9 protein-coding genes and 1 tRNA gene are annotated in these 13,724 nt (G+C 61.4%); 4 read left to right on the forward strand and 6 right to left on the reverse strand.

Annotated elements, in window-relative coordinates:
* Positions 1-82: 82 nt before the first annotated feature.
* The 5 genes from ABJ196_RS12380 to ABJ196_RS12400 form a co-directional block, all read right to left on the reverse strand.
* The gene (locus ABJ196_RS12380) at positions 83-709 is read right to left on the reverse strand and encodes a hypothetical protein (protein WP_347307525.1); all 627 of its coding nucleotides are present in this window, start codon (positions 707-709) and stop codon (positions 83-85) included.
* A 39-nt stretch (positions 710-748) separates the two neighbouring features.
* A complete protein-coding gene (locus ABJ196_RS12385; protein ID WP_257068799.1) occupies positions 749-1,162 on the reverse strand; it encodes a thioesterase family protein in 414 nt (137 codons plus the stop codon).
* Positions 1,163-1,170: 8 nt separating this feature from the next.
* Positions 1,171-2,841 carry an energy-dependent translational throttle protein EttA gene (gene ettA / locus ABJ196_RS12390; protein ID WP_066491926.1) on the reverse strand — a complete coding sequence of 557 codons (1,671 nt, stop codon included), beginning with the start codon at positions 2,839-2,841 and terminating at the stop codon, positions 1,171-1,173.
* 94 nt (positions 2,842-2,935) lie between these two features.
* On the reverse strand, positions 2,936-3,502 hold the full coding sequence (locus tag ABJ196_RS12395) for a single-stranded DNA-binding protein (protein ID WP_347307528.1): 567 nt from the start codon (positions 3,500-3,502) through the stop codon (positions 2,936-2,938).
* 220 nt (positions 3,503-3,722) lie between these two features.
* On the reverse strand, positions 3,723-5,771 hold the full coding sequence (locus ABJ196_RS12400; protein ID WP_347307530.1) for a cytochrome c oxidase assembly protein: 2,049 nt from the start codon (positions 5,769-5,771) through the stop codon (positions 3,723-3,725).
* Positions 5,772-5,828: 57 nt separating this feature from the next.
* Here ABJ196_RS12400 and ABJ196_RS12405 point away from each other — a divergent pair, with 57 nt between their 5' ends.
* The 3 genes from ABJ196_RS12405 to ABJ196_RS12415 all read left to right on the forward strand — a co-directional run bounded on the left by ABJ196_RS12405 (position 5,829) and on the right by ABJ196_RS12415 (position 7,289).
* Entirely contained in the window at positions 5,829-6,770 is a 942-nt protein-coding gene (locus tag ABJ196_RS12405) for a LysR family transcriptional regulator (RefSeq protein ID WP_347307532.1), read from the forward strand.
* 54 nt (positions 6,771-6,824) lie between these two features.
* Positions 6,825-6,901: transfer RNA gene (locus ABJ196_RS12410), tRNA-Arg, on the forward strand.
* 58 nt (positions 6,902-6,959) lie between these two features.
* Complete coding sequence (locus ABJ196_RS12415) at positions 6,960-7,289, forward strand: TetR/AcrR family transcriptional regulator (protein ID WP_257036192.1); 330 nt, start codon at positions 6,960-6,962, stop codon at positions 7,287-7,289.
* Between the two features lie 19 nt (positions 7,290-7,308).
* Here ABJ196_RS12415 and ABJ196_RS12420 read toward each other — a convergent pair whose 3' ends face one another.
* A complete protein-coding gene (locus tag ABJ196_RS12420; RefSeq protein WP_347307534.1) occupies positions 7,309-8,457 on the reverse strand; it encodes a YihY/virulence factor BrkB family protein in 1,149 nt (382 codons plus the stop codon).
* A gap of 102 nt (positions 8,458-8,559) precedes the next feature.
* Between ABJ196_RS12420 and ABJ196_RS12425 the strand changes: the two genes are divergently transcribed.
* Positions 8,560-13,572, forward strand: a complete 5,013-nt coding sequence (locus ABJ196_RS12425; RefSeq protein ID WP_347307536.1) for a DEAD/DEAH box helicase — start codon at positions 8,560-8,562, stop codon at positions 13,570-13,572.
* Positions 13,573-13,724: the final 152 nt, after the last annotated feature.

Here is a 13,724-nt window from a genome sequence, read left to right on the forward strand (position 1 = left end):
TACCCACCCCCAAATGTGTTCGTCAATAGTTTCGAATACTCAAATAGGCAAAATAAAAGCCCACCCAAGGGGTGGGCTCGCGCTAGAACAGTGAGAGGCGCGAGGAGTGGTAGACGCTGCCAAAGGGGGCATCGACACGCACCCAGCGGCCGAGCGCGGCCACCCGCAAGTGGCGCGGGATATCCATGGGAGCGCTAAAGCCCGGGATAAGCCCTAAGTTCGTGCACGCGAAAATGAGACGCATGGGAATGTCGACGCTCGTCCCGTCGGCTTCGACGGTGAGCACGGTCTGCTTCATGAGCGAGCTCGGCGGCCCGGCAGGGCCTGAGAACTGCCGGGCCAAGGCTTGACCTTTGTCGGCGAGGTCGCGGACAACATGGACCGGGAGGGTATCGAGAAGCTGGAAGCCCGTCGCCGGCGGCAGGGCGCCCGGCCACGAGGCATCGCGCGGGGTGCCAATCTCGTCGCGGCCGTCCTTGACCGCATCAAGGAGGTCTTTCGCGGAGACGGACGCGCCGTCCCGCCCCACGGTGCCAACAACGCGGCGTGCGGCGACGACCTCAAAGGGTGTCGTGACGAAGACCTCGACGGTCTCTGGGTCGTAGTGACGCAGGCGCGCGATGGCCTGGGCGTCGAGGCCCACCGCACGCGCCAAGAGGGCCTGCAGTCCTTGTGCGCCACTTTCAATGTGCAGCGTTTCTGTGGACATACAGGCCCTCCTGTGCTCGACGGTGTAGTGGCATCGAGTCTACTCGGCGTGGGCGCCGATGATCTCCTTCTCATGCTCGGTGAGCGGGCGCGGCAATCCGGTATGCAGATCAACGGCAACCTGGACGCAGTCAATCTCACATGCCACCGGGCCGTCTGGCACGCGGATGTTCTGGCGCGTGGTGAACGAGGTATTGCCGATACGGGTCACCCACGACTCAACCTCGACGGAGGAAAGGCCCTGCGGCTGGATGGGATTCTTGTAATCCAGCTCAAGGTGGCGCACGAAGGCCGCGAACTCCGGAACGTCCGGGAAAATGCGTTCCTGGGCGTAGATAAGGCGGGCCTCCTGCGCGATTTCCACGTAGTTGGCGTTCATCATGTGGCCGTAGCGGTCAAAGTCTGACCAGCGCACGGCCACACGATGGATGTGGTGCTTGTTTTCTTCAGTCACCGTATCTCCTATCGCGTGAGCTTACGGTGGGTCACGCGCGACGGACGTGCCGCATCCTCACCAAGACGCTCGATCTTGTTCTTCTCGTAATCGCCGAAGTTGCCTTCGAACCAGAACCACTGGCCTTCCGCCACGTTGCCTTCCCAGGCAAGGATGTGGGTGCAGGTGCGGTCGAGGAACCAGCGGTCGTGCGAGATGACCACGGCGCAGCCCGGGAATTTCTCGAGGGCGTTCTCGAGGGAACCGAGGGTCTCGACGTCAAGGTCGTTGGTCGGCTCGTCGAGGAGGATGAGGTTGCCGCCCTCCTTGAGCGTGAGCGCCAGGTTAAGACGGTTGCGCTCACCACCGGAGAGCACCTTGGACGGCTTCTGCTGGTCCGGGCCCTTGAAGCCGAACGCGGACAGGTAGGCACGCGAGGGCATTTCGTTCTGGCCGACGTGGATATAGTCGAGGCCGTCGGAAACGACCTCCCACACCGTGGATTCCGGGTCGATGTTCTCACGGCCCTGGTCGACGTAGGACAGCTTGACGGTATCGCCCACCTCGACGGAGCCGGAGTCCGGCTGCTCGAGGCCCACAATCGTCTTAAACAGCGTGGACTTACCCACACCGTTCGGGCCAATAACGCCCACGATGCCGTTGCGCGGCAGCGTGAAGGAGAGGTCCTTGATGAGCACGCGGCCATCGAAGCCCTTGGTGAGGTTCTTCACCTCGACCACCTTATTGCCCAGACGCGGCGGGGTCGGGATCTGGATTTCCTCGAAGTCGAGCTTCTTGTACTGCTCGGCCTCGGCGGCCATCTCCTCGTAACGAGCCAGACGGGCCTTGTTCTTGGCCTGGCGAGCCTTGGCGCCGGAGCGGACCCAGGCGAGCTCTTGCTTCAGGCGCTTCTGCAGCTTCTTGTCCTTCTGGCCGGCGACCTCGAGACGCTCCGCCTTCTTCTCCAGGTACGTGGAATAGTTGCCCTCGTACGGGTAAAGCTTGCCGCGGTCGACCTCACAGATCCAACCGGCGACGTGGTCGAGGAAGTAGCGGTCGTGGGTCACGGCGAGGACGGCACCCGGGTAGGACTCGAGGTGCTTCTCCAGCCACTGCACAGACTCGGCATCGAGGTGGTTGGTCGGCTCGTCGAGGAGGAGCAGGTCCGGCTCGGAAAGCAGCAGCTTCGCCAGGGCGACGCGGCGGCGCTCACCACCGGAGAGGTTGGTGACGGGCTCGTCAGACGGCGGGCAGCGCAGGGCGTCCATGGCCTGCTCGATCTTGGAGTCGACCTCCCACGCATCCGCGTGGTCGAGCTCCTCCTGGAGCTTGCCCATCTCTTCCATGAGCTCGTCCGTGTAGTTGGTGGCCATCTCTTCCGCGATTTCCTCGAAGCGCTGCTTCTTCTGGAAGATATCGCCCAGGCCCTCTTCCACGTTCTCGCGGACGGTCTTCTCTTCGTCGAGCGGCGGCTCCTGGAGCAGGATGCCCACGGTCTTGCCCGGATCGATGAAAGCCTCGCCGTTGGACGGCTGATCAAGGCCCGCCATGATCTTGAGGATCGACGACTTGCCGGCACCGTTCGGGCCGACCACGCCGATCTTGGCGCCCGGATAGAAGGCCATGGTGACATTGTCCAGAATGACCTTGTCGCCGATGGCCTTGCGCACATTCTTCATCGTGTAGATGAACTCGCCCATTGTTCCCCTTTACGTCGGTTGGGTGAGTGTGCCCGCAGCCCGGGCACACACGTCAAACAACACAAAGAGTACATCATCCCCCGGCGCCGGGCCCCTAGAACGGTGCAGCAGGCTCCGGGCTTTCCGATGCCGCCGCGGCCTGGGCGTCCGCTGCCGTGTCCACCGACGTATCGGCCCCGGTATTTTGCGCATCTCCGGTGTTTCCGGATTCCTTGTTCTCGCCGCGGCTCAGGATCTTGTCCGGACCCGTGTGCTCGAAGTTAGGAACGGGAATGCCGGTGACCGTTGCATCGGCGCCGATCTTGAGGCCGGTGGCGACGTAGTGGGACAGCTCGAGGGAGACCTGGTTGGCGCGCACCTCAATCTTGGCGCGGTTCCGTCCTTCCTCGTCCTTCCAGCCGATGGTGTTGAGCGAGCCGAGGACGATGACGGCCATGCCCTTGCGCAGCGTCGTGCGGACGTTCTGGGCGAGCGCTCCCCACATCTCGACGTCGATGAAGAGGTTGTCCGTATCGATCCACTCGGGGCCCTCCGGGTCCGGGTTGCGGCGGCGGCGCGAGGACGCCACGCGCATGGTGGTCTTGAGGTTGCCGTTGTAGACCTGCGTCATGTGCGGGTCTGCAACGAGGTGGCCGGTGATGGTGACAGGTAGTTGAGACATGAGGTTTATTCCTTCTATTCGGTAGTCGACGCGGGGAAGAATTTTCCCTCGCAGGACCATCGTGAACCACCGAATGCGCCGCGCCAACCCCCAAAACCGCAGCTGTGGATAACTCCTCGCGGTTGCCCAATAGAGTGGGCAGAAAGGGACGAGTTATCCACAGAAATTGGGCTTTCTCACCGGTATCTCAGTTTCACCGGCGCGTTCCTGCCGGTTCTGTCTACCGGTAATCCTCGTCGTTGAGGCGCGCGAGCATCGCGTTGTAGTCCTCCAAATCCTGGTCGCCGTCGAGGTCCGCCTTCTGGTCGTGGCGTCGCGCCGCGGAGCGGTCCTCGCGCAGCCACTCGAGGAAGAGCGTGCCAAAGACGATGACGAGCGGGAACTGGCCGAAGCCCCAGGCGATGCCGCCGCCTACCTTCTGGTCGTAGGCGAGGTCCGGGTTCCACGGCAGGTCGAGGGAAAGGTAGAAGTTCTCGCCCAGGATCTGGCCCAGTTGCATGAGGTAGACGCCCGCGTAGAGGTGGATGGGCATGGAGATAAACAGCAAAAGCAGGCGCAGGCCGGTGGGCCGGCGGTGCGGGATCGGGTCGGGGCCCACGAGCTCCCAGAAGTAGAAGTAGCCGGAGACGAGGAAGCACGCGTTCATGATGACGTGCCCGGCGTGCTCGGAGACCGCGTACTCGTACAGGTCAAAGGACAGGTAGAGAATGTAGAAGAAGAACAGGAACTGCACGAGGTTGACCGCCGGGTGCGTGATAAATCCGACGATCCGCGAGCGCGTCGCCGCCAGCGCCCACTCGTGCGGCCCAAATCCAGGCTCCCAGGCCTCCATCATGAGGGTGAGCGGCGCGCCCAGCGCGAGCAGGAGTGGAACGACCATGGACAGCACCATGTGGCCCAGCATGTGCATGGAGTAGAGCGCGGGAATGTACATGCCCAGCTCCGAGCTCATAAACAGCGTCATGCCCAGGGAGCCGGCCATCCACCACGCTGTACGAGTCCACGTCCACGTCAGGCCGCGCCGACGTACGCGCCAGACCCCGTACGCATAGAAACCAGCGAGCAACAGGCCCAGGGTTCCCCACAAGATATCGAAGCGGAAGTGGGTGAAGAGACCGGCGACAGAGGGAGCGCGGTCAAGCTCGTAGCCCAGCAGAAGCTGCATGGAGTTGAGGTTGGGATCGCGCGGCGGCGGGGGCGGCGTGCGGCCCATGGTGCCGGCGACGCCGACCGTGAGCGCCATGACGAGGAGCTCGACGAAGGCGACGCGGCGGAAGAGCTCCGGGCGCGACTCCAACTGAGGCATGGTGAGCTGGCGGTGTGCGAAGCCGAAGAGCGCGAGCACGAGCGTGAGCACTGACTTTGCCACGATAATAAGGCCGTAGCGGGTGGTAAACCAGTCCGACCATTCGATGCGGATGGCGGCGTTGATAAGGCCCGAGCACACCATGACGATGACGGAGAAGAGCGCCAGGTTGGAGTACCGGCGCACGGCCATCGTGAGATCCGGTCCCAGGCGACGTCCATGCGCAAGCAGAGCGAGCAGCCCACCTACCCACAGCACCATGAAGATGAGGTGCCAGAGGAAGGAGTTCGTGCCGTAGTCATGGTCGCCGCCCGAGGCCGAGTGGCCTTCCATGCCCAGCGGCACGACCATGAGGACAGCGCCCACCAACAGGAGTGGCTGGGAGCCCCAGCGCGAAGCGATAAGCCCGCCGATGCCCACCGCGGCCGCGAGCCCCGCAGTAAGCAGCCACACCTGCGCAGTCGAGACATTGGGGAACGCATAGGTAAACAGCTGGGGGTCGAGGACCTGAGTAAACGAGGATCCCGTCGTATCGGAAAGGACGAGCGGGACTTCCAGCAATGCGAGGACCGCGGTGGCCAGAGCAGCTAGCGCGCCAACCCGTTTCGCGACGTGTCCGTCCACGGTAAGCAACGCTGTGTTGAGTGTCTCAGCGTCGTGTTCCCGCGGAGAAATGAAGAAGGAGGAGGCCAAGAAGGAGCCCACGGAGGTGGCCATGGCAATCCATGCGGCGGCACGAACGAAGGGTAAACCCACCGTCGTCACACGACCGGGATCCGGGATGCCGAGCGCCTTGAGCGAGTCCGCAAGGAAGAAGGACGCGATGCCGCCGGCCGCGATACCTGCGACGATGGCAATACAGACGTAGATCCATGCGGAGCCCCGGGCGCGGCGCCGCGCGGCGGGGGCAGACTCGACTGCGAAACCATCCCCATCCTGGGAGGACAACTGCTCTTCAGACATGTATCGCATTCTACGACGTCAGCATTACACCACGAAAAGTGACTATTATTTCCAATTATGGCATTATATTTCCCTATGGACTCGCGACAATTATCGTACTTCCGGTCCGTGGTCGACCACGGGTCGTTTACCCACGCCGCTGCGGCGCTCGACATGACGCAGCCGTCGCTGTCTCTATCAATCCGCAAGCTTGAAAAAGAGCTCGACGTGCAGCTGCTCTTCCGCGGCCGCGCCGGCGTCTCCACGACCGAGGCGGGCGACTACCTCTACGAGATCGCCATCAAGATGGAAACCCTCATGGCGGAGGCCGACCAGCGCATCCGCGAGATCGCCGGCGGCCTCGCTGGTTCCATCTCCATCAACGCCGCCCCGGAGTTCAACTGGGCCTTTATGCCCGAGGTCCTCTCCCGCATGTGTGAGATCGCCCCTAACGTCAAGCTCTTCCTCGAAGACCCCGAGCCCATCATCACGCTGGAGCGCGTCCTCGACGGCTCCATCGACCTAGGCCTCATGCCGTCCATAGACCCGCGCGCCTTCGCGCAGCAGCACCAAGACCAGCTCGTCGTCCACGTCGTCGCCGAGTTCCCCATGCTGCTCGCCGTACCGGAGCGCCTCAAGGATCTCCCGGACGAGGTCTCGCTCGCCGATATCACGCAGGAGACGTGGATCCTCCCTAAGCACCATGACGAGTTCCCCGGCCTGCCAGACCTCCTGCGCACCGCCTGGTTCCAGAACCCCGAGTCCAAGCCCGCCCACATCCAGGAAGTCTCCACCCTGCAGACCGCCATGCCGCTCGTCGCGGGCGGCATCGGCGTGGCCCTGCTTCCGGACTCCGCCCAGCGCCACGCTGGCGACCACGTCTTCTTCAAAAAGATCAAGGGCGATTTCCCGGGCATGCAGGCCATCCTCATCTACCGCAAGGACAAGGACCTCTCCCCCGCCGCCAACCAGCTCGTGGACATCATCCTCGAGGTCGGCGCCGAGGGGAAGTACCACTAGTCGCCACCCATCACAGAGTTCATTCCGCGCTGGTGTAATATATGACCGCGCTGCGCCCCCATAGCTCAGCGGATTAGAGCAGAGGGTTTCTACCCCTTGTGTCGCGGGTTCGATTCCTGCTGGGGGCACCAATTTTCATAGTTTAATATCCATAAAGGCTCGGTACCTCCCGAGCCTTTGCGCTTTGCGATGCCGCCGAGCTCTACTGCCGCAACGGCCGGCGTCGACCCAGGCCTGGTGCGCCACTACTTCGGTACCAAGGAGACGAAGGTGAAGCTCCTCATGGCCCTGGGCACCGAACGCCTCACCCAGGACGACGCCCTCTTCGTCGAACTACAAAAAATCGTGGGCAGCCCGGCCGAACGTCTCGTGCGCCGTTACTTCTTCATGTGGGAACACCCACCTCGCGGCCCATTATTCTGGCATTCCCGCGCGCCCTCACGTCCTTTACGACGTTACTCGCTCCCACCCCAGCCCCACTGCCGTACGGGACTCAAGTCCTCGAAAGCGGTCTCCTAATCCGCCACCGCCGCACCGTCTACGAGCGCGCCTGACCGCGAATCTCCTTGCCTAGCCCCTCCAGTTCTCTCACAGCGGCGGACTGCGCCACCGCCGAGTCCGTCGCGCGCGGCGGCGCCTGAATAACGCGCTCCGACTCAAGCCCTCGCTCTAACTCGATCGCGCGCGTAATCTCCGCGTCGATCTTCACGCCGAGGATAAACAGCGTGTTCATGATCCACAACGCAAACAGCGCGATGATGACCGTCCCCAGCGCGCCGTACGCGCTGCGCGCCCCCACCACCGTGAGATAGACCCGCACCAGTCCCCACGCCACGACAGCGCCCAGCAACGCGGTGGTTGAGCCCACCGTGAGCCACTGAAATTTCCGCGTCCGCACATTCGGCGCGAAGCGATACAGCAACGCCAACAGTGTCACGCTCATCACCGCCACGACCGGCCAGCGCAGCCATTGCCACCCCGGCAGGAAGGAATCGACGAGGAAAGAACGCACCGAAGAAACACCCGCGACCCCACCAAACGGCCGCAACAGTCCCACCACGATGTCGCGCTGCAACATGAGCGCTACAAAGATCACCACGGCGCCCAGCACCATCGCGATGGTGAGAAGCCACATCACTGTCCACGTGCGCACAAGCCCGCGGCCTTCCACTCGCCCATACATCGCATTGGCACTGCGCGCGAACGCCCGCACATACGCCGAGGACGAAAACAGTGCGAGGACCACCGATAACACCAGCATGAGCGTCGACTGTTGCGTCGAGCCCACCACCGCATCCACGACCCGCTGCGCGGCATTCTCCCATTCCTGTGGCAAATATGTCCCGATGAAATCGGCCGTGAGCTTCTGCACCTGTTCCTCATTGCGCGCGAGCACCAACGTCGCAATGGAGTACACGCCCAACACCATGGGCAGCGCCGTGAGCACCGTAAAGAACGTGAGCGTCGCCGCGCGGTCCATCATCGCGTTCATAAAGAACTCATGGCGCACCCGGCGCGCAACCAACCCCCACGCCCGGCGCGACAAGTGCCGCGCGGTCTCCCCCGCCGAGCCATACTCCTGGGGCACCTCCGTGAGCACGAGCTCCCCGCTATTGGGCGCAGCGACGGCAGGGCTTGGCCGTGCCCCCTTCTTCTCACCGTCGTCCGGCGTGGCGTTTTGTGTCATACCTGCAGCTTACCGGGCATACTCAGAGCGGGCCGACACATCTAGGAAGCTAATTCGAGTCTCTCGACTCATAGCTCGTCAGTACCCGCCATAATAGAGACCATGTCTACCTTCTCCGACGTCCTCGACCAGCTGCGCAAGAACCAGCCGCAAGGCAAGTACGGCATCGCCTTTGAAAAGCTCATGGTCAATTACTTCCGCAATGACCCGACGTTGAGCGAAGAGTACGAGGACGTCGGACGCTTCATCGACTGGAAATACTACGACGGACAGTCCGATACCGGCATTGACCTTGTAGCCCGCCGCCGCGAGGACGGCCGCTGGGTCGCCATCCAGTGCAAGTTCTATGAGCCAACCGCTTACCTCCAGAAGTCCCACCTCGACTCCTTCTTCGAGAAATCTGGCCGCTCCTTTGATACCGAGCACGGCAAGGACTCCTTCGCCCAGCGCATCATCATCTCCACCACGGACCGCTGGAGCAAGAACGCGGAGGAAATGCTGGACAACCAGCTCATCCCTACCAACCGCATCGGCACCGCCTCCATCGCTGAGTCCCCCATCGACTGGGACATCACGTTCCCCGGCAGCGACATCGCCATTAACTTAACCCGCAAAGAGGTCTACCAGCCGCGTCCGCACCAAGAGGAGGCCATCGCCAAGGCCATCGCCGGCTTCGAGGCCCACGACCGCGGCAAGCTCATCATGGCCTGCGGCACCGGCAAAACCTTCACTGCGCTGCGCCTCGCCGAGCGCTTCGCGGAGCTCAACGGCAACAAGGCCCGCGTCCTCTTCCTCGTACCGTCCATCTCGTTGCTGTCTCAAACGCTCAAGGAATGGACCGCCCAGTCGCAGCAGCATCTGCCGCTCAAGCCGTACGCCGTATGCTCCGACCAGAAGGTCTCCAAGAAGGCCGAGGACATCGCCTCCTACGATCTTGATGTCCCCGTCTCCACCAACGGTGCGGACATCAAGCTGCGTACGGAGCAAGGCAAGCGCCGCCAAGGCCTCAACGTCATCTTCTCCACCTACCAGTCCATCGAGGCCATCCACGAAGCCCAAGAGCTCGGCATGGATGACTTCGATCTCGTCATCTGCGATGAAGCCCACCGGACCACCGGCGTCACCCTCGCCGGGGAGGACGCCTCTAATTTCGTCAAGATCCACGACGAAAAATACATCAAGGCCAACAAGCGTCTCTACATGACCGCGACTCCCCGACTCTTCGACGACAACGTCAAGGGCAAGGCCGAGGAACATTCCGCGGAGCTTGCTTCCATGGATGACGAGGCCATCTACGGCCCCGAGTTCTACCGCCTCGGCTTCGGCGAGGCCGTGGACAAGGGTCTGCTCACCGACTACAAGGTCCTCGTCATGACGGTCGAGGAAGATATCGCCGCGGACGTCCTCGCCGCCTACCCCACCAACGAAATCAACCTCACCACCGCCTCTGCCATGATCGGCGCGTGGAACGGACTCGCGAAGCGTTCGGGTGCCGAGCAGGACACGAAGTCCGGCTTCGAGGCAGGTGCTCAACCCATGCGCCGCACCGTTGCCTTCGCCAAGGACATCAAGGCCTCGAAGACTATCCAAGAGACCTTCCCCACGCTCATCCGCCAGTACCAAGAGCAGCTCAAGGGCCACGCCGCCACCAACGACGTGAGCCTGCTCAACATCGATCTCCAAGTCGCCGTCGAGCACGTCGATGGCACCATGAACGCCCTCGAGCGCGGCAATAAGCTCTCGTGGCTCGAGTCCTCCATCCCTGAGGACGAGACTCGCATCCTTACCAACGCTCGCTGTCTCTCCGAGGGCGTGGACGTCCCCGCCCTCGATAGCGTCATCTTCTTCCACCCTCGCAATTCCATGGTCGACGTCGTCCAGTCCGTCGGCCGCGTCATGCGCAAAGCCGAGGGCAAGGACTACGGCTATATCATCCTGCCCGTCGCCATCCCGCCGGGAGTCTCCCCGTCCCAGGCCCTCAATGACAACACACGCTTCCGCGTGGTCTGGCAGATCCTCAACGCCCTGCGCGCCCACGATGACCGCTTCAATGCGAAGGTCAACTCAATTGCGCTCAACGAGAAGGTCGAGCTGCCCATCGACATCGAGCGCGTGAAGAAGACGAAGCGAGACGAGGAGCAAACCAACGAAGACAAGGCCAAGGAGGCAAAGGCAAAGCTCGATGCTTCCGATGCCACCCCGGCCAGCCAATCTGAGTCCTCCGGTGAGCAGGAACTCACCCCCGAGCAGATGACGCTGTTCTCCCTCGAGGCCTGGCAGGAAGCCATGTACGTCAAGCTGGTCGACAAGGTCGGTACGCGTACTTATTGGGAGGACTGGGCTGACGATGTCGCCACGATCGCCGAGGCACAGATCGCCCGCATCAAGGCACTCATCAATGCTGCGGATGACACGATCCGCAAGGAATTCGAGGTCTTCATCGAGGGACTACGCGGGAACCTCAACGACTCGATTACCGAGGACGAAGCCATCAGCATGCTCTCGCAGCACCTGATCACTGCCCCGGTATTCAACGCGCTGTTCACCGAGCACGACTTCGCCGCGCACAACCCGGTCGCTCGCGTCATGCAGCGCATGGTCGATGCGCTCTCGGACGCCAAGCTCGAGTCTGAGACCAAGTCTCTGACCGACTTCTACGAGTCCGTGCGCGTGCGCGCCTCCGAGGTCTCCTCCGCTTCCGGCAAGCAACAAGTCATCAAGGACCTCTACGAGCGATTCTTCCGCAAGGCCTTCAAGAAGCAGTCCGAGGCCCTCGGCATCGTTTACACTCCAGTCGAAATCGTCGACTTCATCCTCCGCTCCGCCGATCAAATCTCCCGCTGGCACTTCGGCAAGGGCCTTACCGACGAAGACGTCCACATCCTCGATCCCTTCACAGGTACCGGTACATTCATGGTCCGACTCCTCCAGTCCGGCCTCATCGAGCCGGAGGACCTCGCGCGCAAGTACGCTTGCGAACTCCACGCCACTGAGATCATGCTGCTCGCCTACTACGTCGCCGCGGTCAACATCGAGACCACCTTCAACGCACTTGAAGCTGAACGTGCTCTTCGAAATGGTGAACCCGAGCCGGAGTACATCCCGTTCGACGGCATCGCACTTGCCGATACCTTCCAGATCCACGAGGAAGGCGACATCCTCGATCTCAAAGTATTCAAAGAAAATAACGCTGCGATCGAACGCCAGAAGTCGGTGCCGATCAATGTCATTATTGGCAATCCGCCCTATTCCGTGGGTCAGAGGAGCGCGAACGACAACAACGCGAACCTGAAGTACCCGACGCTCGATAAGCGCATTGAGGAAACGTTCGTCGCCAATTCCGCAGCAACGAATAAAAACTCACTGTACGACTCGTACCTGCGAGCTATTCGATGGTCGATTGATCGCCTTGGTGATTCCGGAGTCATGGCCTTCGTAACGAATAACGGCTGGATCGACGGAAACACTGCAGCGGGTTTCCGGTTGTCCTTGGAGGACGAGCTCAGCGATATTTATGTCCTCAACCTTCGCGGCAATTCCCGTACTGCCGGTGAGCTTGCTAAGCGCGAAGGCGGAAACGTTTTCAACATTCGTGTCGGGGTGAGCATCATCATTGCTGTCAAGCGCGAAATTCCCGATGACGTCACCATCCACTACCGCGATATTGGCGACTACCTCAGTGCAGACGAAAAACTTGCGATTGTTGATCGCTCCACGCTCGATAATGTCGATTGGCAAATTATTGAGCCCAATATTTACGGTGACTGGCTCAATCAGCGCGATGAGGACTTCGAGACGTGGCCTGTCCTAGGCGACAAGAAGTCAGATGACATTCCAACAATCTTCAAGAGTTTCTCTGCAGGCTTAAAGACTGCCCGTGATTCGTGGTGCTACGGTTTTTCGCGCCGAACTGTTGAGACCAATATGGAGCTACTAATCGCAACGTATGAAGCGGCACGAGCGGTATTTCCCGAGTGGGTTTCAAACGCTGGCCTATCAAAACCTCGAGAATCCGATGTAACCCGATTCCTTTCTGAGAACCCGGAGTATTTGGACCTGTCACGTATCTCGTGGGATGCGAATCTAAAACAGCTATTGGCGAGAAATGAGCGCATCGTTTACTCACCTGAGTGCGTAACGCTATCAATCTATAGGCCATTCGGCGCTCAATATTCCTATTTCCATTCCTCGGTTAACCAACGCCGCTATCAGCTCCCGAGAATCTTTCCTACATCCTGGCACGATAACTCAGGCTTCTACGTCGTCAATCCCGGAAGCTCAAAGCCATTTTCAGCGCTCGCTACAACGCGCATCCCGGATCTCGCCTTTTGGGGCTCCAATGCTGGCCAATTCTTCCCACGCTGGACCTGGGAGCCCGTCGAGGCGCCGGAGGGTGAGCTGGACTTTGGGATGGGGGCATCGGAAGGCTCGGAGCCTGGTACGGAAGGAGAAATCCTCGATGGATACCGGCGCGTGGACAACATCACGGACGAGATTCTTGGGATTTACCACGAGGCGCTGGGCTCGGATGTGACGAAGGATGACATCTTCTACTTCGTCTACGGACAGCTGCACGACCCCGGCTACCGGGAGAAGTACGCCGCAGACCTGAAGAAGATGCTGCCGCATATCGAAACGCCGACGTCGCGGGCGCGGTTCGACCAGCTGACTGCCGCCGGCCGGGAGCTCATGGATCTGCATGTGAACTACGAGGACGTGGAGCCGTGGCCAGTCACGGTGGAGGTGAAGGCATCGGCGGACGAGAACGACCGCGAGACGTGGCGCGTGCAGAAGATGAAGTGGGCGAAGAAGAAGGATCCGTCTACTGGGAAGAACGTTAATGACGTGACGACGCTCGTCTACAACAAGTCCGTGACGGTGCGCGACATTCCGGCCGAGGCGGACGAGTACATGCTTGGCTCGCGGTCCGCGCTGGCGTGGATTATTGACCGGTACCAGGTGAAGAAGGACAAGGCATCGGGAATCGTGAATGATCCCAACGACTGGGCCGACGAGGTGGGCAATCCGCGGTACATCGTGGACCTCATCGCGAAGGTCACGCGTGTGGCGGTGGAGACGGTGAGGATTGTTGAGGGGATTCGAGAAGAGGATTAAACAACGACCACCCCGCCTGGCCACGTTGGTGGTAAAGCCCGAGGGCTCTTGCTGGCGGGGTGGAACCTTTGCTCTGAGCGTGTCAAGTTGATTGTGTGTGGGGCTTGATTTCTTAGAGGTATTGGTCGAAGCGGTCGGGGTAGGCCACGGCC

The organism is Corynebacterium sp. SA-MJD20WY100, assembly GCF_039822565.1.
Taxonomy (GTDB): domain Bacteria; phylum Actinomycetota; class Actinomycetes; order Mycobacteriales; family Mycobacteriaceae; genus Corynebacterium; species Corynebacterium phoceense_A.

Excerpts from the sequence above, each read along its gene's own strand:
- ABJ196_RS12400 (WP_347307530.1), bottom strand. The coding sequence starts at position 5,771 with ATGTCTGAAGAGCAGTTGTCCTCCCAGGATGGGGATGGTTTCGCAGTC.
- ABJ196_RS12420 (WP_347307534.1), bottom strand. The coding sequence starts at position 8,457 with ATGACACAAAACGCCACGCCGGACGACGGTGAGAAGAAGGGGGCACGG.
- ABJ196_RS12380 (WP_347307525.1), bottom strand. The coding sequence starts at position 709 with ATGTCCACAGAAACGCTGCACATTGAAAGTGGCGCACAAGGACTGCAG.
- ABJ196_RS12405 (WP_347307532.1), top strand. The coding sequence starts at position 5,829 with ATGGCATTATATTTCCCTATGGACTCGCGACAATTATCGTACTTCCGG.
- ABJ196_RS12395 (WP_347307528.1), bottom strand. The coding sequence starts at position 3,502 with ATGTCTCAACTACCTGTCACCATCACCGGCCACCTCGTTGCAGACCCG.
- ettA (WP_066491926.1), bottom strand. The coding sequence starts at position 2,841 with ATGGGCGAGTTCATCTACACGATGAAGAATGTGCGCAAGGCCATCGGC.
- ABJ196_RS12415 (WP_257036192.1), top strand. The coding sequence starts at position 6,960 with ATGCCGCCGAGCTCTACTGCCGCAACGGCCGGCGTCGACCCAGGCCTG.
- ABJ196_RS12425 (WP_347307536.1), top strand. The coding sequence starts at position 8,560 with ATGTCTACCTTCTCCGACGTCCTCGACCAGCTGCGCAAGAACCAGCCG.